This is a genomic window from Pseudomonas sp. RT6P73 (assembly GCF_054897715.1).
Genome location: NZ_JBUBUV010000002.1, coordinates 186,551 through 209,549, shown reverse-complemented (window position 1 = coordinate 209,549; position 22,999 = coordinate 186,551). Strand labels below are relative to the sequence as shown.

Genomic DNA, 22,999 nt, shown 5'->3' with positions numbered 1-22,999 from the left:
GGCGAGGGGGCTTGCCCCCGTTCGGCGGCGAAGCCGTCGTAAAACCTGCCTACTCGGTGTGACTGAGTAATGTGGGGGGGAGCGCTACGCACTCCAACGGGGGCAAGCCCCCTCGCCACAGGCAAGCCCCCCTCGCCACAATCCCGGTTAAACCCCTTACTGGGGTTTACGATAGCTGTTGATGATCGCCGAGAAGTCTTTACCACCCTCCCCACGCTGACTCATCGCCTGATACAACTGCTGAGCCACCGCGCCGAGCACCACCGGTTGGTGCGCCTGACGTGCCGCTTCAGTGGCCAGCCCCAGATCCTTGAGCATCAATTCAGCACCGAACCCGCCGGTATAACCGCGCGAGGCCGGTGCTGTTTCAACAATGCCCGGCCATGGGTTGTACATCTCCGAACTCCAGCAACGTCCGGTGGAACTGTTGATGATCCCGGCCAGCACCGTAGTGTCGATTCCGAGTGCATCACCGAGTGCCATGGCTTCGCTGACGCCGACCATGGAAATCGCCAGCAGCAGGTTGTTGCAGATTTTGGCGATTTGCCCGGTACCGACTTCACCGCAATGGACGATGTTGCGCCCCATCTGCGCCAGCACCGGTTGCAAGGTGGCGAACAATTCGGGGGTGGCGCCGACCATGAAGGTCAACGTCCCGGCCGTCGCACCGCCAGTGCCGCCAGAGACCGGCGCATCGGCCATGGCCACGCCTTGCTTGGCAGCGGCTGCTGCCACATCTCGCGCAGTCTGCGGATCGATGGTGCTGCAATCCACGGCCGGCACGCCTTTGCCGATACCGGCGAGCACGCCATCTTCACCCAGCCAGACGCTACGCACATGCACCGCGGCGGGCAGCATGGTGATCACCAGTTCTGCACCTTGTGCCGCTTCACGGGCCGAAGCGCTGATGCTGCCGCCTAGTTGCTCCAGTTCGGCCAGAACGGTTTTGTTCAGGTCGACCAGGCTCAGCGCGTGGCCGGCCTTGATCAGGTTGCGCGCCATCGGCGCGCCCATGTTGCCGAGACCGATAAAAGCGATTTTCATGCCTGGCTCCTTAACGCAAGTTGATGGTGGTGTTCACACCGTCGTTGACGCTGTCGTCATCGAACCAGCGACTGGTGACCGTCTTGGTCTGAGTGTAGAACTGCACCACTTGCTTGCCATACGGACCGAGGTCGCCGAGTTTGGAGCCGCGCGAACCGGTGAAGCTGAAGAACGGAACCGGCACCGGAATCGGAATGTTGATGCCGACCTGGCCAACGTCGATTTCCGTCTGGAACTTACGCGCCGCCGCACCGCTTTGGGTGAACAGGCCCGTGCCGTTGCCGAACGGGTTGGCGTTGACCAGTGCGATGGCCTCGTCGAGGGTATCGACTTCCAGGACCACCAAGACTGGACCGAAGATTTCCTGGGTGTAGATCTGCATCTCGGGCGTCACGCCGGAGAACAGGGTCGGGCCGACAAAGTTGCCCTTCTCGAAGCCTGGAACGGTCACGTCGCGACCATCCAGCTCAAGCTTGGCACCTTCCTTGATGCCGCTCTCGATCAGATCGAGAATCCGGGCCTTGGCTTTTTTGGAAATCACCGGCCCCACATCAGTGCCCGGCTCGCTGCCAGCATTCACTGTGAGTTTCTGCGCCAGCGCTTTCAGGTCTGGCAGCCATTGTTTGGCCGCGCCCACCAGCACCACCACGGACGTGGCCATGCAGCGCTGACCCGCCGCGCCGAAACCGGCACCGACCAGCGCATTGAGCGCTTGTACGCGATTGGCATCTGGTAGCACCACAGCGTGGTTTTTCGCGCCCATCATCGATTGCACGCGTTTGCCGTGTTTACCGGCCAGGTCGTATACGTGAGTGCCGACCGCGGTCGAACCGACGAAGGAAACAGCCTTGATGTCCTTGTGGGTGCAGAGCGCGTCCACCACGTCCTTGCCGCCGTGAACCACGTTAAGCACGCCCGCCGGGACGCCGGCCTCGATCGCCAGTTCCACCAGGAGCATGGTCGACATCGGGTCCTGTTCGGACGGCTTGAGCACGAAGGTGTTGCCGCAGGCGATGGCCATTGGGAACATCCACAACGGAATCATCGCCGGGAAGTTGAACGGGGTGATGCCGGCACAGACGCCGATGGGCTGACGCAGGGTGTAAGTATCGACGCCGCCCGCGACGTTCTCGGCGAACTCGCCCATTTGCAGGCTGCCGATGGAGCAGGCGTGTTCGACCACTTCCAGGCCGCGGAAGATGTCGCCTTCAGCGTCGGCGATGGTTTTGCCCTGTTCGTTGCTGAGCACCACGGCGATGCGCTTGGAGTGTTCGCGAATCAACGCCTGGAGCTTGAGCATGATGCGCATCCGCGCGCCGATCGGTGTCAGCTTCCAGGTCTGAAAGGCGCGATGGGCGGCGCTGATCGCGGCGTCCACTTCCTGCGCGGTGGCGAACGGAACCTTGGCCAGCACTTGCTGGGTCGCCGGGTTGACGATGTCGTGCCACTCGGTGGTCTGGGACTCGACCCACTCGCCGTCGATCAACAGCTTGACGTTCTGGACAGTGGTTTCGTTGGGCGTGAGCGATGCGTTCATGCTGGTCTCCTGGACTTGTTGTTATGCAGGGAGCCAAGGCGGATAAGTCGCCTTGAGATGAGGCGTGTGCCGCGAATTGGTTGTCGGACTGTTTTTGGAGTATAGATGTGCAAACTTCTAATAAGAACGCACATAAAAGCCGGTCCATCATGCAAAAAAACATCACGTCCTTAGGCTCGTTGAACTGGGATGACCTCAAGTTTTTCCTCGAAGTCGCCCGCACCCGCAAGGCCAGCACTGCGGCCAAGCGCCTGGCGGTGGATTACACCACCGTGTCGCGGCGCATCAGCTCGCTGGAAGCGGCATTGGGTACTTTACTGTTCGAGAAATCCCGGACCAGCGGTTTTGTCCTGACCGCCGAAGGCCAGCGTTTGCTGGGTTATGCGGAATCGATTGAAAGCACGCTGCACATGGCCTGCGAGCAGGTTTCAGGTTCTGGCGTGGCGCTGTCCGGGCATGTGCGCATGGGTTGCACCGAAGGCTTCGGCAGTTTTTTCATCACCCCGCAGCTGAGCCATTTCGTCGACGCCTACCCGGCGATCTCGGTGGACATCCTGCCGCTGCCGCACTTCATCAGCCTGTCCAAGCGCGAGGCGGACATCGTCATCGCCCTGGAGCGCCCGGAGCATGGCCCATACGTCTGCTGCAAGCTCTGCGACTACAAATTACAGCTCTACGCGACTCAGGACTATCTGGACAAGCACCCACCGATCAGCCGCCCGGCCGACTTGGGCAAGCATTCGTTCATCAGTTATGTAGACGATCTGGCGTTCAGCTCGGAGCTGTTGTACCTGGCGAACGTGTTACCCGGCGCCAGCGCCAACTTGCGCAGCACCAGTGTGATCGCGCAATTCGTGGCGGCGCAGCAAGGACGGTCGCTGGCGATTCTGCCGTGTTTCCTGGCGGCTCAGGACCCGCGCTTGCTGCCGGTGTTGCCGGAGGAGATCAACATCACCCGGCAATTCTGGATGTACTGCCGCGAGGACCTGCGCAAGCTCAAGCGGATCACCCTCTTGTGGGATTACATCCGCGCCGTCACTGAGCAGAATCAGGGCCTGTTGATGGGTGAAAGTCGGGACATGCTGTTCGCCGACTAATCGGCGCTTACCACGATCGATACTCGGCGGTTCTCGGTGCGACCCGCCGCTGTGGTGTTCGACGTCACCGGCTGACTGCTGCCGAGACCGCGCAGCTGAATGTTTTCTTCTTTCATGCCGACCGTGGTCAGGACGTTGCCGACGCTTTTCGCGCGACGCAGGGAGAGTTGTTCGTTGTAGGACTCTTTACCCGAGGCATCGGTGTGACCGTCGACCCGCACTCGCTCGATGCCTACACCGAGCAATGCCTTGCCGATCTTTTGGACGATCTCGGTACTGGCGGTGTTCAGGCTGTCGTCGTCACTGCCAAACAGCACTTTGCCGGACAAACCAAACGCCCAGCCCTCATCGGTCAGTTCAAAACCTTGCTGTTTCAGTACAGCGATTTGCGCCGGGGTCAGGCCCTTTTGCGGTGCGGTCTGGCACCCGGTCAATGCCAGCACGGCCATGAATAAGGTGAACGCGAAAAATCGCAGGGAACGCTGGGTGATTGAGAACACAACAATTAGCTCCTGATTTTAACGTGGGCGACGGGGTGCTCCGACCCGGACGTGTGCTGTGCACCTCGGGAAAGGCGCTTGGCCTGGTACATGGCTGCATCGGCGGCATTGAGCAACGCGCCCGGCGTGGCGCCATGATCCGGGTACACGGCAATGCCGATACTGAGTGAAGTCGAGACCTGGGTATTACCCGGCAACGGGACCGGCAGTTCCATGCTGGCGAGGATCTTGTCAGCAATCCGCTCGGCGTCCTCGGTTTTGTGCAGTGGCGTCAGCAGCACCGCAAATTCATCGCCGCCCAGACGCGCTACCAGATCCTCTTCGCGCAACTGCGATCGAACCCTGCTGGCCACTGCGACCAGCACGGCGTCGCCGGCGGCATGACCGTAGCTGTCATTGATTTCCTTGAACCGGTCGCTGTCGAGAAACAGCACGGCCACGCGCTCATTGAGCTTGTGGGCATTGCGCAGCGCACGAATCAGGCGGCCTTCAAAAAACGCCCGGTTCGGCAACCCGGTGAGGCTGTCGTGGCTGGCCTGGTGCGCTAGGGTTTCGTTTTCGCTTTGCAGGTGGGTCTGCCAGGACTCGAGTTCATCGAGCAAGGCATTGAAGTCGTTGCCAAAATTATCGAGTTCGGCAATGTCGGCGGGCGGCACACGCCGGTCGAAGGCTCGATCGCTGCGAGCGGCGTGGGCTACGGCGGCCAGACTGCGCAGAGGCCCCGTGATCCCACGAAGTTGTCGGCGCGCCAGATAAAGGGCGACCCAGGCGCTGATGGCCGTGCACAGAATAATGCCTATCAGGCCACTGAGCAGAAAGCGCATCAAGCTGCCACCGTGACCGGTGAGCTGGATGCTGCCGATTTCCCGCCCTTGATGGACGATCGGCATACTGATGGGCTTTTCGAGAAAGGTTTTGGCGATCTGCAATTCCAGATCGGAGAACAACCCGCTTTCCGGTCGCTGCCAACGCGCGAGCAACGTGCCTTTTTGGTCCAGCACCTGGGCGTCGGCGACTTCTTCGGTGGAAGCGATCAGTGCCAGGGCCTCAGTGGCCGCGGCTTTGTCGTTGAACACCACCGCGGCTTCCACCGTGTAATTGATCGAACGCGCAATCAGGTGCAGGTTGTGGTCGGCATACACCCGCAATGCCAACACACCCAGCAGTGTCAGCGAGATGCTGGCCATGGCCACGCCTACCAACGCGACGATCAAGTGTCCGCGGCCGATGACCGAGCGCAAGGTTGGGCGACTACCCGGTTTGAATAGACTCATGGTGCCGCCGACTTGCGACGGGACAGTTGCAGCACGCTGGGGTGAATGCGCACACCGCTACGGGCGACGGAATCGAGGTTGACCTCGAAAGACACCTGATCATCAGTGACCCTGAGGCAAAACAGGCTACCGACGGTGCATTGATCATCGCTTTCGCTGATGCTCAGGACCGGACGCCCTGTCAGCGAAGCGAAAAGCTGGTTGCGCTCGTCGCCAGTCAATTTGCCGATGTACACCGCATCGCATTCACCGACAATCGACGGGTTGTCGGCCAACAGCCGTCGCACGGTGACGGGCCGGCCGGTGGCCTGGGTCGTGCCCTTGACCAGGTCGTCGGTGTATTCGGTAGGGCCGACCACACACAGGCGCAGTTGTGCAGGCTCAACAGGCCAGCGTGCGTAACTGAGAATCCCCAGGACAACCTGAGTGACCGATTTGGCTCGTTGGTCGGCCATGCTCACCGGGGTTTGCGATTGAGCGAACACAGCACCGGTCAGCAAGCAGAGAAACCCCGCGAGCAGCACTTGCTTGCGGCCAACGACACGCCCTGTCGTCCAGACAGCCACCTTCATGCAGGGATTCTCTTCGATGTTACGAAATGATGCCGCAACGATAACATAGCGTTTGAACCCCAGCGAGGCTGCGCACTACGGCACTTCGGACAGTTTCCGTCGTCCAGCGCCACCCTTTCAATGGCTCGACTCGATCCCATCGTCCAACTCCAGCATCAGCCCGCTCAAGCGCTTGACCTTGCGCCGCACCGCCTCCTCAAACACCCCGGGACGAGGTTCGATCAGGGTGAACCAGTTCTTGGCCCGGGTGATCCCGGTGTAGATCAGTTCCTTGGTCAGTACAGGGTTCAGGGCATCCGGCAGAATCAATGCCGTGTGGGCAAACTCCGAGCCCTGGGACTTGTGGACGGTCATGGCGTAAACCGTTTCGACATCGTTGAGTCTGCTGGGTAGAACGAACCGCACGCCACCCTGGCCATCATTGCGCGGGAATGCGACACGCAGCACGTGCTTCCCTGCCTCGGGGCCATCGCGTTCCGGCAGTTTGAGGGCAATGCCGATGTCGCCGTTCATCAACCCCAGGCCATAGTCATTACGCGTCATCAATACGGGTCGACCTTCATACCACTGCTGGTCACTGTCGATCAGTCGAGCCTTGAGCAGAGCGGCGGTCACACGTTGGTTCAACCCCTCCACACCCCACGGCCCTTTGCGTACAGCGCATAACAATTGGAAGGCGTCGAAGGCTTGCAACACCTGACGCGCCCAATCGGTCCAGCGTGGATCATCGAGCAGACTGTCGAGCGGTGGCCGTTGGCTGCGAAGAAGGTTCAAGTAGTGGCGATAACCTTGCGGTCCGTCGCCAACGCCTTCGAGCAGCAAGCGTTCCAGCGACCGGTCCTGCTCTCCTTTGAGGGGCAAGGAAAACACGTCGTCGTGACTTCGAGCCGCCAACAGCTTGCGGGCTTCCTCCGGTTGTTGCTGGTTGACCCAACGAGCCAGCTGGCCAATGCCGCTGCCCTCACCGAATCGGCGTGAGTAACGGAGCATCACCACTTGCTGGGCCAAGGGGTGAGTTTCGTTAACGTCTTCCTGCAAACCGCTGGCCTCCAGGCTTTCACCACTGACCGCCTCCAGCCACTGGCGGGTCTGCGGACTGTACCAACCGGCCTCGGCATCGCGGCAAAGATCACCCAGCACGGCACCGGCCTCCACCGAGGCCAACTGGTCCTTGTCACCGAGCAACACCAGCCGGGCGTGGGCCGGCATTGCGTCGAGCAGGTTGGCCATCATTTCCAGGTCGATCATTGAGGCTTCGTCTATCACCAGTACATCCAGTGGCAAGCGATTACCGGCATGGTGACGAAAGTGCCGGGTGCCGGGCCGACTGCCCAGCAATCGGTGCACAGTTGTGACGTCAGACGGGATTTTGTTTCTCACGTTTTCATCGACTTCCAGCGTCCGGACTTGCTGGCTGATTGACTCTGTCAGCCGTGCCGCCGCTTTGCCGGTAGGCGCGGCAAGGCGGATGCGCAGCGGTTTTCCAGATTCCACCGCAGGCGCCTGGAGCAATGCCAGCAACCGCACGACCGTGGTGGTCTTGCCGGTCCCCGGGCCACCGGTGACGATACTGAAGGCACTTCGGGTAGCGAGGGCACAAGCGAGTTTCTGCCAGTCGATCACGTCGCCGGATTTGACGGGACCGAACAAGCCTGTCAGGCGTTGGAGTAAATCATTCGGCGTTGTTTCGTGTTCAGCCAAGCGCAGGCGCAGGGCGTTGTCGATGCGTCGTTCGTAAACCCAGTAGCGGCGCAGGTACAGGCGCTTGCCCGATAAAACCAAGGGCCGGGATTGCGCAGCCTCGCGACCATCGACGGCCAGCGCCACCAGACGACTGGATGCCAGGACCTTGCACCAATGGGCGCCGTCCAGCGCTTCAAGCAACTGCGACGGCAACAACATCGCGCCACTTTGCAGATCGCCTTCCGGTGGCAGCGACAGGGCGAAATCCGGCTCTTTGAGCGTCTCGAACAGATCCAGGCAGACATGGCCGTGACCCAGTTGGTGACTGGTCAATGCGGCCGCGAGCAACACCAACGGATCGTCGTCGGGGGCCAGTTCGTGAAGGAAGGCAACGAAGGCCTTGTCCAGTGCTCGCAGCCAGCCACGCTCCACCCAGCGCGTCAGCAACAGCAACAAGTCATCGGCGCGACTCAGGGGCGCCAGATCCGCCAGGCTTTCGGCTGCCAATGGCGTGGGCAGCAAATCGGCGAAGGTGCGACTCATAGCAGTACTCCCTGTTCCCAGGCGGGCTCGGCCTTCGGTTCTGCTTTGCCCTGAAATAGACGATCTAGACGCTCGATCAGCTCTCTGGGAGGACGGGCAAAATACACGCCTTGGGTGGATGCCCGCGTACCGCGCAAGAACAGGTACAACGCGCCACCGACATGCCGGTCGTAATCGTAGTCGGCAAGCCGCGCCTTGAGTTGGCGATGCAGGGCCAACAGATACAGCACGTATTGCAGGTCGTAACGATTGTCGAGAATCGACTGCTCCATGGCTTGTTCGGTGTAAGCCGCGTCATCGGGCCCCAGCCAGTTGGATTTGTAGTCGGCGACGTAATATTTGCCATCGTGCTCGAACGTCAGGTCGATGAAGCCCTTGAACATGCCGTTGAGCAATACCGGTTCAGCAGCCACTCGGGCAACGCCGTTGTGGGTATGTTTACGCACCAGTTCATCAAGCTTGAGCACATCGACTTTATGACTGGCGAACCAGAATTCCATCTCGACGCGGTATTGGGTGAGCTGCTCGAACACGACCGGAGCCTGCCCCCCACCGAGGTGCAACGAAGACTTGAGCAAGTGTTGCAGCCAATCGCTCAGCGTGGTGATCCAGCCTTCCCAGCCACGGCGATTGCAGCGACGGGCAATGGCGTCTTCGACGATCTGCGGAGCAGCAGAAAAACCTTCATCACCGGCCCATTCCAGCAAACCATGGAGAAAGGTGCCGGGGTTCGGGCCGCGAGGGAATCGATGGATATCAGCGCCACCGGCAGCCACTTCTCGTGGTGCCTCCGGATCGAGACGTTCGTCGTCAAAGAGCTTTTGCGCTTGCGGGTTCTCGGGGGCTTCGTCACTGCCCACGCTCAGACTGTCGCCGATGCGTAAGGCACTGTACGAGGCGATCCACCAGTTTTCGCTGGCCTTGCGCTTGGGTATCAGCGGCGCAAGCAACCTCGCGTCATTGCGAGGGGGATGGTAATGCTCGGCCGTGGCTTGCGGCATATCACCGTAAAGAAGTGCCGGGCAGTCTTGCTGGAGGTCTTCGAGCCAGCGTTTCAAACCTGCGGACTCGGCCAGTGGGGCACCGCCACCTAGCAAGTAACCCAACGCAGAAAGATGCAGCATCGAGCTGTTGTTATTGCCGCGCTTGAGATCGGTCACACCGAGCCAACAGGCATGTTGCGCCCGTGTCAGGGCGACATAGAGCAAACGCAGATCCTCGGCCAGGCGTTCATCATCTGCCTGTGCGATCAACTCGGCAGTCGGCTTCAAGGTCACCTGCGCCTTGCCGTTTGCATCGTGGTAATGCAGCGGTAAACGGCTGCCATCCACGGGTTTTGCCGAGCAGATGAACGGCAGAAACACCAAGGGATACTCAAGCCCCTTGGACTTGTGAATGGTCACGACCTTGACCAGTTGCTCGTCGCTTTCCAGACGCAGGATCTGTTCTTCGCCGGCCTGACCGGACAACGCCAGATGCTCGGATAAATGACGGATCAGCGCTTGCTCGCCATCGAGCTCGGCAGCGGCCTGTTGCAGTAACTCGGACAGGTGCAGCAAGTTGGTCAGTACACGTTCGCCGTCGCTGCGCGCGATCAACGACCGAGGCAACTGGAAGTCATGCAGCAAGCGTCGCAACATTGGCAGCACACCTTGCTTGCGCCACAGCTCGCGATAACCGCGGAACTGCATGACCCGTGCTTCCCAAGCCAGTTCGTCTTGATTCAGCCGCTCCAGTTCCGCCAGGGAAAGGTTCAGCGTGATGCAGGCCAGCGCAGCTCGCAGCGGCCGCTCGACATCCGGCTCGGCACAGGCTTTGAGCCAGGTCAGCAGGTCGTGAGCTTCTTGAGCGGCGAATACCGAATCCTTGTCCGACAGATAAACGCTGCGCACACCGCGTGCAGACAGTTCGCCGCGTACGGCCTGGGCCTCTTTGCCGTCGCGAACCAGGATCGCGATGTCCGCTGGCAGCAGGCCTCTGAAGTCTTTGTCCTTCTCTGTGAAACCTGCCCGACCTTCCTGGCCGCCATTGAGTAATGCGGTGATTTCACTGGCGCAGGCAGCGGCGAGTTGTTGTCGGTAATCGGCGCCGGACAGTGGCTGATCGACGGACAAGTGCCAGATGTTCAGGGCGGGCACGAGCTGGCCATCGATGTGCAGCACTTCTTTGCGCCCTTGGGATTCGACGGGCAGAAACGGTACCGGATTCTCACCACTCTTTTCACGGAAGAGGAACGCACCTCGTCCCAGCTCACGAGACTCGGCGCGCTCGAACACATGGTTAACCGCACTGACCATGCCATGGCTGGAACGGAAATTCGTACCCAGGGTATGCAGACGGCCAGTGGTGGCCTGACGAGCGCGCAAGTAGGTGTAGATGTCGGCGCCGCGGAACGCGTAGATCGCTTGCTTGGGGTCGCCAATCAGAAACAGCCCGCATTCGGGATTGTTATCCTCGATGCGATAAATGCTTTCAAAAATCCGGTACTGCACCGGATCGGTGTCCTGAAACTCATCGATCAGCGCCACCGGAAACTGCTCGCGAATCAGGGTCGCCAGACGTTCACCGCCATCGGATTGCAACGCCGCATCAAGGCGCAGCAGCATGTCATCAAAGCCCATCTCCGCACGGCGACGTTTTTCTTCCTCGAACCGTGCCCCGACCCACTGCGCGGCATGTTGCAGAACGGCAGCGTCGGGAGTCGGCAATGAGTCGAGACTCGCCTTGAGGCCGGGCATTGCGTCCAGCCCCGGATGACTGGGTGCGTCCCCCTTCCAGGCTTCGGCCATGCCGTCGGGAGTCAGACGAGTGAAGCCCGTGCCAATATCCAGCTGCTCGAGGGACTCATCTTCGGCCCAGGCTTTCAGTTTTTCGAACCAGGGTTCGAAATAACGCGCCTGCATCTTTCGACCGTCGACGCTTTTGCTCGCAACACCTTGATGACAGATGACAAGCAACTCTTCCGCCCATTGGCGCCAAGGCATCTTGAGTTCAAGCAAGGCTATTCGTCGTTCCTGCAAGCACTCGGTGATCAGCTCTGCAGGCTCTTTACCTACAACGCTGTCACGCTCGCTGGCGAACAAACTGCGCACGCGAGGCAATAACGCCGCCGGCCCACCCCAATTACCTCGCACCCAGCTCAGCGCATCACCCTGCATCGGGTAGCAGAACAGCCGCCAGTAATCGCGCAGGACTTCGCCCAGCAAATCGCTGTGATCGGTTTCCAGGGTCTGGGTAAACAGGCTGCCACTGTCAAACGCGTGCTCGCGCAACATGCGCTGGCACCAACTGTGGATGGTCGAGACGGCGGCTTCATCCATCCACTGCGCGGCAATGTCCAGACGATTTGCACAGCCGGACCACTGTTCGGGGAGGTACTGATCACGCAGTTCAGCGATGAGGCTATCGGGTGCCTCGGTCTCATCACGGAAGTATCGCGCCGCTTCGGCAAGACGGGTACGAATACGTTCACGCAGCTCTTTGGTCGCGGCATCGGTGAACGTTACAACGAGGATTTGCGGCGGCAACAGTTCACGCCCAAAACCATTCAGTTCGCCGCCGTGTCCGAGAACCAGACGCAGGTACAACGCAGAAATGGTGAAGGTTTTTCCCGTACCGGCACTGGCTTCGATCAGTTGGCTGCCGCACAGGGGGAATGCCAGGGCCAGCGGTGTCTTCGTGGTCATGAACGCGCCTCCTCACCAGTCAATGAACGCCAAGGAGCCTCATGCATCGGTTTGTACAAGGAGTTGCACCAATCGGGGAAAGTCTCCTCGGCAGTCAAAGCGTCGTAATCGGCAAACTGCCGGGCGAGTGCCGGGCTTTCGCGGCGTTCGCCGTCGGTGGTTTGACCGTCGCCTTCATAGGCCTTGCGAGCGGCGGAGTCGGCTTTGACCGGGTCAGTTTGAGAGAGCCACGCGAAGGCGGTTTTCACGGCAATCGGAAGAGGTTGGCGCATGCCCGTCTGCCATGCTTGCAACAGATTACTCAAGGCATGACGTGCCGCCCCCTCCTCCAAAGGGGCCAATATCAGACTCTCGTCACTGGCCACTAACGCGGTGGTCATCGACATACCGCTGGCGCAAGCGACCAAGTGATTGACCCAAGGTCGCGTCAGACGATGCCACTTGCGGGTCTTGATCGAACCGATGCTGTTGGGAATAGTGGTGACCGACAGCACACCGCCGTCCGCACGTTGATGCAGACTACTGAGCCAGCCTTCCAGGCGCAGACCTTCGAGCTCCAAGTTGACTGGCAACGCGCTAGTGAGCGGTGTCGGCCACAACGCCAAGAGTTGTTGGTAACGCTGCAACAGATCCGGCAATGGCTCGATCAACTCTCGTTGCAGACATTCGCCAAAACCGGCCATGGGCAAGAGTCCACTGTTTTGCAGGCGTTTGGCCTGGGCCTCAAGCGCGTGATCGGCGTGATCCAGTTGTCCGAGCGCCGCTTCGAGCAAACTGTCACTGAGGCTATAGCGCTGGAGCGCATCGAGTACAAATGGTTCTTCATCGGCCAGGGGCGCTTCAGCCGCTTCGAAAAACACCTTGAGTCGCTGACTGAAAAAATGTCGCACGGGATTGCGCAGGAAATCCTGTAATTGACCAAGGCTCAGCGGCTCTTCCTGAACGTAGGCATCAAGGGTCTGGATATCAGCCGATGGTTCACTGTCTTGATGAAGCACCTGCCACTCGCTTGCGAAGCTGAACAGGTCGTCACCTTCATGAAAGTAGCGGGCGCTGAAGGGTTGCAGCGGGTGTTCCTGAGTCATGGCCTCAAGCAGCTTTTCACTGTCGGCTTGTAATCGCCAGCCGCCTGCGAGGTGATCGCGGAGTTGGCCAATCAGAACCGAGGCCGGGCGCTCACTATTGTCCCGAATGCTGCGGCCGACCCAACTGATATAGAGTTGGTCACGTGCCGACAACAGCGCTTCCAACAAGAGATAGCGGTCATCCTCGCGCCGGGAACGATCACCCGGGCGGTAGTCGCTGCCCATGAGATCGAAGTCCAGCGGCGGTTGCGCTCGCGGGTAATCTCCGTCATTCATTCCGAGCAGGCAGACCAGCTTGAACGGGATCGCTCGCATAGGCATCAAGGTGCAAAAGTTAACCGCTCCGGCCAGAAAGCGCTGGGACAGGCGGCCCTGGTCGAGACCTGCCAGCCAGGCTTCTCGGACCACGGTCAACGGCAGCTCATCAAACAAGCCCACTGACTCGCAGGTCTCGAGCCAGGTTTCCCGCAGTTCTTCTAGTTGGGCCAGCAAGTAGTCGTCATGCTCATTACTGGCCTGGAAGAACAGTTGCACCAACGCTTGCAACCGGATGCCCCATTGCTTGGGCGCAGCAGGTTGAGTCAGTTCCTGGTGGGCAATTTCCAACGCATCCAGCAGTGCGACCAAAGGACCGATCAGCGCAGCATCCAGACCGCCAATCTCGTCGTAAGGCTCGATGCCTTCGCATGCAGTGGCGCTGCCGACGGCATAACCGAGCAGCATCCGGCGCAGGCCGAAACGCCAACTGTTCTGCTCCAGCTCTTCAGGAAGGCCCAAACCCGCACGCTGCTCGGCATTCATTCCCCAGCGAATACCAGCACCTTCGATCCAGCGGTGAAGGGTTGGCAGGTCACGCTCCTCGACACCGAAGCGCGCGCGCAGTGCAGGAACGTCCAGCAGATCGAGGATCTCACTGACGGGAAAGCGGCTGTCCGGCAGCTTGAGCAGATGTTCGACAGCAATCAGCAGCGGGTCACGACCGCGTTGGCCTTGGTCCGCAAGCGTGAAGGGAATGAAGCGCGGATCAAAGCGATCAAGTTGACCGAATACTGCACGGATATGCGGTGCGTAGCTGTCGATGTCCGGGACCATCACGATCACGTCGCGTGGCTTCAAGTCTGGATCAGCACTGAAGCGTGCGAGTAATTGATCGTGAAGGATTTCCACTTCCCGCTGTGCGCTATGGGCGATGTGGAAACGAATTGACTCGTCCTGATGCAGATCGATAGCCGGCCAGCGCTCGCGAGTTTCGTTCAGCGGGCGCAATTCAAGGATGTCGTCTTGCAACTGATTGAGCATGTTCTGTGGCTGACTGTCGCTGAACAAGTCGATGCGCCCATCGCGAAATGCAGAGCGGTAGTTGTTGGGATCGTCGTAGCTGTCGAGCAGATTGATGTAGTCCCGCCCCTGCTTGCCCCATGCCGCCAATAACGGGTGAGCATGTTGGTGAAGGGTTTGCGGGTCGAGCACAACTGGCATGCCGCTCTTGCGCGCCTGACGCTTGTATTGATGCCGCAACAGGTCTTTATCGGCGACGATGTCTGCCCAATGGTGACGACATGGGTTGTGTACGCAAAGCAGAACCTGGCTGAATCGGGCCAGTCCGGCAAGTGCTTCCAGAGCTTGTGCCGGAAGAGAAGAGATCCCGAAAACGATCACCCGAGAAGGTAATCCACTGGGTGCCACGTCGAGGCTGTTGATACGTTCGATGAACCGTTGATGAACACCGGCACGACTTTGCGCCATGCCTTGCTCACCCACATCCAGCAACAGAGCACGCCACAATTCTGCCTGCCAGCAGTTGGCTGGGGTCAGGGGTTTGGCTTCGCCTCTGCCGTTTCGCAATTGATGACGACCTTCTGCCCAGTCTTCGAGCCAGTCGGCCCGGTATACCTGGTATTGGTCGAACAGATCCGCCAGCCGCTCAGACAACTGATAGCGCTTGCGTAGATCAGTGTCGTTGGTAAGGAAGCGTTGCAGCGGTTCGAAATGCGGTTGATTGATCAGCTGCGGAAGCAGACGCATCAAGCGCCAGGTCAAAGGGGCCTTGTCGAGCAGAGATTTGACCGGAATTTCATCACGCCCCAGAACCATGCGATAGAGCTGCCACATGAAGCTGCCCGGGAGTTGAACGTCGATCGCTGCCGCAATTCCGCAGCCGCCCATGTCGTCGTCTTCCGGGTCTTCGGCCAGAGCCAGCTTCAGCCACTGGGCGATGCCGTTACTCTGTACCAGGGCGATTTCATTTTCCAAGGGAGCCAGCGGGTAGCGCCGCATCCAGCTGACCACCAGGCTGCGCAACTCGTCCAGGCGATTACCATGAACCACCATAAAACCAGCACTGAGGGACGTCGCGTCCGGCATAAAGGCTTCCTTGGGAAAATACAAAAGCTAGGGCCGAACCTTAGCATTGTCGGGAGACTGTGACAGCCGGGAGCCGTCCGACTTTGCTGTACGAACTTTCCTGCGGACAAAACAAAACCCCAACTGCTTTCGCAATTGGGGTTTCGGAATTTAATCTTGACGATGACCTACTCTCACATGGGGAAACCCCACACTACCATCGGCGATGCATCGTTTCACTGCTGAGTTCGGGATGGGATCAGGTGGTTCCAATGCTCTATGGTCGTCAAGAAATTCGGTAGCCAGGTCGTGGGCCTTTGCAGGTTCACGCTCCAGCGAATGGGTATGTGATAGCTTTCGGTGTTTTGTGCTGCTTTTGTGAGTACAGTCGAACTTTCGGTTCGTTTCGTCTTCACACACCGCAATCTGGCTTTTACGCACAAATTGCTTGGGTGTTATATGGTCAAGCCTCACGGGCAATTAGTATTGGTTAGCTCAACGCCTCACAGCGCTTACACACCCAACCTATCAACGTCGTAGTCTTCGACGGCCCTTCAGGGGACTCAAGGTCCCAGTGAGATCTCATCTTGAGGCTAGTTTCCCGCTTAGATGCTTTCAGCGGTTATCTATTCCGAACATAGCTACCCGGCAATGCCACTGGCGTGACAACCGGAACACCAGAGGTTCGTCCACTCCGGTCCTCTCGTACTAGGAGCAGCCCCTCTCAAATCTCAAACGTCCACGGCAGATAGGGACCGAACTGTCTCACGACGTTCTAAACCCAGCTCGCGTACCACTTTAAATGGCGAACAGCCATACCCTTGGGACCGGCTTCAGCCCCAGGATGTGATGAGCCGACATCGAGGTGCCAAACACCGCCGTCGATATGAACTCTTGGGCGGTATCAGCCTGTTATCCCCGGAGTACCTTTTATCCGTTGAGCGATGGCCCTTCCATACAGAACCACCGGATCACTAAGACCTACTTTCGTACCTGCTCGACGTGTCTGTCTCGCAGTCAAGCGCGCTTTTGCCTTTATACTCTACGACCGATTTCCGACCGGTCTGAGCGCACCTTCGTACTCCTCCGTTACTCTTTAGGAGGAGACCGCCCCAGTCAAACTACCCACCATACACTGTCCTCGATCCGGATAACGGACCTGAGTTAGAACCTCAAAGTTGCCAGGGTGGTATTTCAAGGTTGGCTCCACGCGAACTGGCGTCCACGCTTCAAAGCCTCCCACCTATCCTACACAAGCAAATTCAAAGTCCAGTGCAAAGCTATAGTAAAGGTTCACGGGGTCTTTCCGTCTAGCCGCGGATACACTGCATCTTCACAGCGATTTCAATTTCACTGAGTCTCGGGTGGAGACAGCGCCGCCATCGTTACGCCATTCGTGCAGGTCGGAACTTACCCGACAAGGAATTTCGCTACCTTAGGACCGTTATAGTTACGGCCGCCGTTTACCGGGGCTTCGATCAAGAGCTTCGCGTTAGCTAACCCCATCAATTAACCTTCCGGCACCGGGCAGGCGTCACACCCTATACGTCCACTTTCGTGTTTGCAGAGTGCTGTGTTTTTAATAAACAGTCGCAGCGGCCTGGTATCTTCGACCGGCATGGGCTTACGCAGTAAATGCTTCACCCTCACCGGCGCACCTTCTCCCGAAGTTACGGTGCCATTTTGCCTAGTTCCTTCACCCGAGTTCTCTCAAGCGCCTTGGTATTCTCTACCCAACCACCTGTGTCGGTTTGGGGTACGGTTCCTGGTTACCTGAAGCTTAGAAGCTTTTCTTGGAAGCATGGCATCAACCACTTCGTGTTCTAAAAGAACACTCGTCATCAGCTCTCGGCCTTAGAATCCCGGATTTACCTAAGATTCCAGCCTACCACCTTAAACTTGGACAACCAACGCCAAGCTGGCCTAGCCTTCTCCGTCCCTCCATCGCAATAACCAGAAGTACAGGAATATTAACCTGTTTTCCATCGACTACGCTTTTCAGCCTCGCCTTAGGGACCGACTAACCCTGCGTCGATTAACGTTGCGCAGGAAACCTTGGTCTTTCGGCGTGGGTGTTTTTCACACCCATTGTCGTTACTCATGTCAGCATTCGCACTTCTGATACCTCCAGCAAGCTTCTCAACTCACCTTCACAGGCTTACAGAACGCTCCTCTACCGCATCACCTAAGTGATACCCGTAGCTTCGGTGTATGGTTTGAGCCCCGTTACATCTTCCGCGCAGGCCGACTCGACTAGTGAGCTATTACGCTTTCTTTAAAGGGTGGCTGCTTCTAAGCCAACCTCCTAGCTGTCTAAGCCTTCCCACATCGTTTCCCACTTAACCATAACTTTGGGACCTTAGCTGACGGTCTGGGTTGTTTCCCTTTTCACGACGGACGTTAGCACCCGCCGTGTGTCTCCCATGCTCGGCACTTGTAGGTATTCGGAGTTTGCATCGGTTTGGTAAGTCGGGATGACCCCCTAGCCGAAACAGTGCTCTACCCCCTACAGTGATACATGAGGCGCTACCTAAATAGCTTTCGAGGAGAACCAGCTATCTCCGAGCTTGATTAGCCTTTCACTCCGATCCACAGGTCATCCGCTAACTTTTCAACGGTAGTCGGTTCGGTCCTCCAGTTAGTGTTACCCAACCTTCAACCTGCCCATGGATAGATCGCCCGGTTTCGGGTCTATTCCCAGCGACTAGACGCCCTATTAAGACTCGCTTTCGCTACGCCTCCCCTATTCGGTTAAGCTCGCCACTGAAAATAAGTCGCTGACCCATTATACAAAAGGTACGCAGTCACCCAACAAAGTGGGCTCCCACTGCTTGTACGCATACGGTTTCAGGATCTATTTCACTCCCCTCTCCGGGGTTCTTTTCGCCTTTCCCTCACGGTACTAGTTCACTATCGGTCAGTCAGTAGTATTTAGCCTTGGAGGATGGTCCCCCCATATTCAGACAAAGTTTCTCGTGCTCCGTCCTACTCGATTTCATGACTAAGAGATTTTCGCGTACAGGGCTATCACCCACTATGGCCGCACTTTCCAGAGCGTTCCGCTAATCTCAAAGCCACTTAAGGGCTAGTCCCCGTTCGCTCGCCACTACTAAGGGAATCTCGGTTGATTTCTTTTCCTCAGGGTACTTAGATGTTTCAGTTCCCCTGGTTCGCCTCTTAAGCCTATGTATTCAGCTTAAGATAACCATCTTATGATGGCTGGGTTCCCCCATTCAGACATCTCCGGATCAAAGTCTGTTTGCCGACTCCCCGAAGCTTTTCGCAGGCTACCACGTCTTTCATCGCCTCTGACTGCCAAGGCATCCACCGTATGCGCTTCTTCACTTGACCATATAACCCCAAGCAATCTGGTTATACTGTGAAGACGACATTCGCCGAAAATTCGATAATACTCAATTAAGAGCAACTCACAAATTTTACCTTAGCCTGATCCGTTACCAGTGAAAGTAACGTTCAGTCTATCTTTCTATCACATACCCAAATTTTTAAAGAACGATCTAATCCAAAGACTAGAAATCAACATTCACCATCATCACAATGGAATGCTCATTTCTAAGCTTTCAACAAACAGAAGCAGTAGTGGTGGAGCCAAACGGGATCGAACCGTTGACCTCCTGCGTGCAAGGCAGGCGCTCTCCCAGCTGAGCTATGGCCCCGTATTGCTACAGGTTCCCACACAAAATTGGTGGGTCTGGGCAGATTCGAACTGCCGACCTCACCCTTATCAGGGGTGCGCTCTAACCAACTGAGCTACAGACCCAATTTCGGGCTGCTTCTTATCGTCTTCTTCAATGAATCAAGCAATTCGTGTGGGAACTTATGGAGCAGCTGATGTCGTCGATTAAGGAGGTGATCCAGCCGCAGGTTCCCCTACGGCTACCTTGTTACGACTTCACCCCAGTCATGAATCACACCGTGGTAACCGTCCTCCCGAAGGTTAGACTAGCTACTTCTGGTGCAACCCACTCCCATGGTGTGACGGGCGGTGTGTACAAGGCCCGGGAACGTATTCACCGCGACATTCTGATTCGCGATTACTAGCGATTCCGACTTCACGCAGTCGAGTTGCAGACTGCGATCCGGACTACGATCGGTTTTCTGGGATTAGCTCCACCTCGCGGCTTGGCAACCCTCTGTACCGACCATTGTAGCACGTGTGTAGCCCAGGCCGTAAGGGCCATGATGACTTGACGTCATCCCCACCTTCCTCCGGTTTGTCACCGGCAGTCTCCTTAGAGTGCCCACCATTACGTGCTGGTAACTAAGGACAAGGGTTGCGCTCGTTACGGGACTTAACCCAACATCTCACGACACGAGCTGACGACAGCCATGCAGCACCTGTCTCAATGTTCCCGAAGGCACCAATCCATCTCTGGAAAGTTCATTGGATGTCAAGGCCTGGTAAGGTTCTTCGCGTTGCTTCGAATTAAACCACATGCTCCACCGCTTGTGCGGGCCCCCGTCAATTCATTTGAGTTTTAACCTTGCGGCCGTACTCCCCAGGCGGTCAACTTAATGCGTTAGCTGCGCCACTAAGAGCTCAAGGCTCCCAACGGCTAGTTGACATCGTTTACGGCGTGGACTACCAGGGTATCTAATCCTGTTTGCTCCCCACGCTTTCGCACCTCAGTGTCAGTATCAGTCCAGGTGGTCGCCTTCGCCACTGGTGTTCCTTCCTATATCTACGCATTTCACCGCTACACAGGAAATTCCACCACCCTCTACCATACTCTAGCTTGTCAGTTTTGAATGCAGTTCCCAGGTTGAGCCCGGGGATTTCACATCCAACTTAACAAACCACCTACGCGCGCTTTACGCCCAGTAATTCCGATTAACGCTTGCACCCTCTGTATTACCGCGGCTGCTGGCACAGAGTTAGCCGGTGCTTATTCTGTCGGTAACGTCAAAACAGCAAAGTATTAATTTACTGCCCTTCCTCCCAACTTAAAGTGCTTTACAATCCGAAGACCTTCTTCACACACGCGGCATGGCTGGATCAGGCTTTCGCCCATTGTCCAATATTCCCCACTGCTGCCTCCCGTAGGAGTCTGGACCGTGTCTCAGTTCCAGTGTGACTGATCATCCTCTCAGACCAGTTACGGATCGTCGCCTTGGTGAGCCATTACCTCACCAACTAGCTAATCCGACCTAGGCTCATCTGATAGCGCAAGGCCCGAAGGTCCCCTGCTTTCTCCCGTAGGACGTATGCGGTATTAGCGTCCGTTTCCGAGCGTTATCCCCCACTACCAGGCAGATTCCTAGGCATTACTCACCCGTCCGCCGCTCGCCACCAGGTACAAGTACCCGTGCTGCCGCTCGACTTGCATGTGTTAGGCCTGCCGCCAGCGTTCAATCTGAGCCATGATCAAACTCTTCAGTTCAAACATCTTTGGGTTTTTAAGAAACCCTAAACTTGGCTCAGCAATCGTTGGTTACATCTTTGATTTCTCGCGGAGTAACTTGTGATGCTGATAATCTTGTTGACTATCAGTCTGACTCCACAAGCACCCACACGAATTGCTTGATTCAGTTGTTAAAGAGCGGTTGGTTAAGATCTTTCGTCTCAACCGAGGCGCGCATTCTACAGCAGCCTCTGTTGCTGTCAAGCGGTTATTTTCAGAAGTTTTCAAAGTTTCCTTTGCAACTTCAACCACTTGCGCTTCCGATCTCTCGTTAGCGGGAGCCGAATTCTACAGCGTTACTCGCTGCTGTCAACACCTCTTTTTCTCCGCTTTCGACCGAGAAGATCGAACCGTCAATCAAGCCAAACAACCCTGCCTGATCAACTCCTTCTGGGCTTCGATGACCTGAAGCAACTCGCTGCCGAAAACTGCGTAACTCATTGTTTACCAAAGAGTTTTCCGTTTCGACTGCGCCGGAAGTGGGGCGAATTATAGACTTCCAGAATCTGCCGTCAACCCCTAATTACGCCTTTCTTGCAGAAGGGGCCTTTTTAGCTATTAAACGTGGGATTCGACGGGCAATCGGGGGAATGCGCAGCACCAATAGCAACGCCCCTATAGAGGCATAGATAGCCCATTCCTTCAGATCGGCACGTACGATCCACAACATATGCAGCAATCCAAGCCCGAGAATCACGTACACCAGACGATGCAGCTTCTTCCAGCGAACACCCAGGCGTCGCTGACTGTAACGATTGGAGGTCACTGCCAACGCCAACAAACCAAGAAACCCCAACGCCCCGACAATAATGTACGGCCGCTTGCGCAACTCGACACCTAGCTGCGACCAATCAAATCCAAGGATGAATGCCGTATAACCGCTCAAATGCAGAACCACATAAGCGAAACACCACAATCCAAGCTGTCGCCGTACGGCAACCCACCCCGCCCAACCGGTGAGCTTCTGCAGAGGCGTCATGCTTAACGTTATCAATAGCAGGACAAGCGTCCCCAGACCCAGCCGGTCAACCAGCACCTTGCCCGGATCTGGACCCAGTACATCCTGCCAGGCCTGATACAACCAAAACAGTGGCCAGACCGCTGCAGCTATAAAGACGCCAATTCGCCAGAACGGATAGCGCATCAGTAGTTCTTCCGCAGATCGAGCCCTGTATAGAGAGAGGCGACTTCATCCGAGTAGCCGTTGAACATCTGCGTATCCCGAACATTCGGCTTGAATAGACCGCTCGGCAAACGACGCTCCCGCGCCTGGGTCCAACGCGGGTGATCGACCGTAGGGTTCACGTTCGCGTAGAAGCCATATTCATCCGCAGCAATACTCTGCCAGGTGGTTTTCGGCTGTTCGCTGACCAGACTGATCCGCACGATGGACTTAACGCTCTTGAAGCCATACTTCCAAGGCACCACCAAACGCAGCGGCGCTCCGTTCTGATTCGGCAGTTCGCGCCCATACATGCCCACGGCAAGAATGGCTAACGGATTCATCGCCTCATCCAGGCGCAACCCCTCTACATAAGGCCACTCGATCAAGGCAAAACCGGATCGCTGCCCTGGCATGCTTTTGGGATCTTGCAGCGTTTCAAAGCGGATGAATTTGGCCTTCGACGTCGGCTCAACCTCCTTCAGCAAAGCCGAGAGAGGAAAACCGATCCAGGGAATGACCATCGACCAGGCCTCAACGCAGCGAAGACGGTAGACCCGCTCCTCCAACTGATAAGGCCTCATGAAGTCTTCCAACGCATACCGCCCCGGCTTGCCCACCTCCCCGTCCACCACCACAGTCCAAGGCTCAGTCTTCAACGAACCGGCATTGGCGGCAGGGTCGCCTTTATCCGTGCCGAACTCATAGAAGTTGTTGTAGTGGGTCGCATCCTTGAACGGCGTGATCGCCTCATCCTTGACGTTGATCGCCCCCCACTTAGTAGAAGGAAGCTTTTCGGCAAACCAGGAAGGCGCCTTGCCAGGTTCGACATCGGCGTAACGAGCGGCTTCGCCAGCACTGGCCCAACGCGGCAGACTGCTCACAGCCAGACCGGCAGCGGCTGCACCCAATAGATTGCGTCGAGAAAGATAGAAGGATTCAGGCGTGACGTCCGACTCATGGCAGTCAGACGCTTTGGGGACTTTGATCAGCATGGCAACTCCGCAGCATTGGAGGACAGATGCACCAATAGACTGCGGAGTATGAGGG

The 22,999-nt window shown here is 57.4% G+C and carries 11 protein-coding genes, 2 tRNA genes and 3 rRNA genes; 1 reads left to right on the top strand and 15 read right to left on the bottom strand.

Annotated features, from left to right (window positions below; translation table 11 throughout):
* Positions 1-156: 156 nt before the first annotated feature.
* Positions 157-1,044, bottom strand: a complete 888-nt coding sequence (mmsB, locus tag ACYZT6_RS01175) for a 3-hydroxyisobutyrate dehydrogenase (protein ID WP_461979260.1) — start codon at positions 1,042-1,044, stop codon at positions 157-159.
* A gap of 10 nt (positions 1,045-1,054) precedes the next feature.
* Positions 1,055-2,581: a CoA-acylating methylmalonate-semialdehyde dehydrogenase gene (locus ACYZT6_RS01170; protein WP_461957110.1), complete on the bottom strand. Its 1,527-nt coding sequence runs from the start codon at positions 2,579-2,581 to the stop codon at positions 1,055-1,057.
* 149 nt (positions 2,582-2,730) lie between these two features.
* Here ACYZT6_RS01170 and ACYZT6_RS01165 point away from each other — a divergent pair, with 149 nt between their 5' ends.
* Positions 2,731-3,678, top strand: coding sequence for a LysR family transcriptional regulator (locus ACYZT6_RS01165; RefSeq protein WP_462025387.1), 948 nt, complete (start codon positions 2,731-2,733; stop codon positions 3,676-3,678).
* Here the strand turns inward: ACYZT6_RS01165 and ACYZT6_RS01160 are convergent.
* The 13 genes from ACYZT6_RS01160 to msrP form a co-directional block, all read right to left on the bottom strand.
* Positions 3,675-4,178: an OmpA family protein gene (locus tag ACYZT6_RS01160; protein ID WP_462025386.1), complete on the bottom strand. Its 504-nt coding sequence runs from the start codon at positions 4,176-4,178 to the stop codon at positions 3,675-3,677. The genes ACYZT6_RS01165 and ACYZT6_RS01160 overlap by 4 nt on opposite strands.
* Positions 4,179-4,183: 5 nt before the next feature.
* Positions 4,184-5,452: a diguanylate cyclase domain-containing protein gene (locus ACYZT6_RS01155; RefSeq protein WP_462025385.1), complete on the bottom strand. Its 1,269-nt coding sequence runs from the start codon at positions 5,450-5,452 to the stop codon at positions 4,184-4,186.
* Complete coding sequence (locus tag ACYZT6_RS01150; protein WP_462025384.1) at positions 5,449-6,024, bottom strand: YfiR family protein; 576 nt, start codon at positions 6,022-6,024, stop codon at positions 5,449-5,451. The genes ACYZT6_RS01155 and ACYZT6_RS01150 overlap by 4 nt, the downstream gene beginning before the upstream one ends.
* A 117-nt stretch (positions 6,025-6,141) precedes the next feature.
* The gene (gene recD / locus ACYZT6_RS01145) at positions 6,142-8,250 is read right to left on the bottom strand and encodes an exodeoxyribonuclease V subunit alpha (protein ID WP_462025383.1); all 2,109 of its coding nucleotides are present in this window, start codon (positions 8,248-8,250) and stop codon (positions 6,142-6,144) included.
* Entirely contained in the window at positions 8,247-11,936 is a 3,690-nt protein-coding gene (gene recB, locus ACYZT6_RS01140) for an exodeoxyribonuclease V subunit beta (protein ID WP_462025382.1), read from the bottom strand. The genes recD and recB overlap by 4 nt, the downstream gene beginning before the upstream one ends.
* Entirely contained in the window at positions 11,933-15,385 is a 3,453-nt protein-coding gene (recC, locus tag ACYZT6_RS01135) for an exodeoxyribonuclease V subunit gamma (protein ID WP_462025381.1), read from the bottom strand. Before recC ends, recB begins: the two co-directional genes overlap by 4 nt.
* Positions 15,386-15,539: 154 nt before the next feature.
* A 5S ribosomal RNA gene (gene rrf, locus ACYZT6_RS01130) occupies positions 15,540-15,655 on the bottom strand.
* Between the two features lie 168 nt (positions 15,656-15,823).
* Positions 15,824-18,715 (bottom strand): 23S ribosomal RNA (locus tag ACYZT6_RS01125).
* Positions 18,716-18,965: 250 nt separating this feature from the next.
* A tRNA-Ala gene (locus ACYZT6_RS01120) sits at positions 18,966-19,041 on the bottom strand.
* Between the two features lie 27 nt (positions 19,042-19,068).
* Positions 19,069-19,145: transfer RNA gene (locus tag ACYZT6_RS01115), tRNA-Ile, on the bottom strand.
* An 82-nt stretch (positions 19,146-19,227) separates the two neighbouring features.
* Positions 19,228-20,766 (bottom strand): 16S ribosomal RNA (locus ACYZT6_RS01110).
* The 16S, 23S and 5S rRNA genes sit together here with 2 tRNA genes alongside, the layout of an rRNA operon.
* 544 nt (positions 20,767-21,310) lie before the next feature.
* A complete protein-coding gene (gene msrQ / locus ACYZT6_RS01105; protein WP_462025380.1) occupies positions 21,311-21,931 on the bottom strand; it encodes a protein-methionine-sulfoxide reductase heme-binding subunit MsrQ in 621 nt (206 codons plus the stop codon).
* Complete coding sequence (gene msrP, locus ACYZT6_RS01100) at positions 21,931-22,944, bottom strand: protein-methionine-sulfoxide reductase catalytic subunit MsrP (protein ID WP_462025379.1); 1,014 nt, start codon at positions 22,942-22,944, stop codon at positions 21,931-21,933. Before msrP ends, msrQ begins: the two co-directional genes overlap by 1 nt.
* Positions 22,945-22,999: the final 55 nt, after the last annotated feature.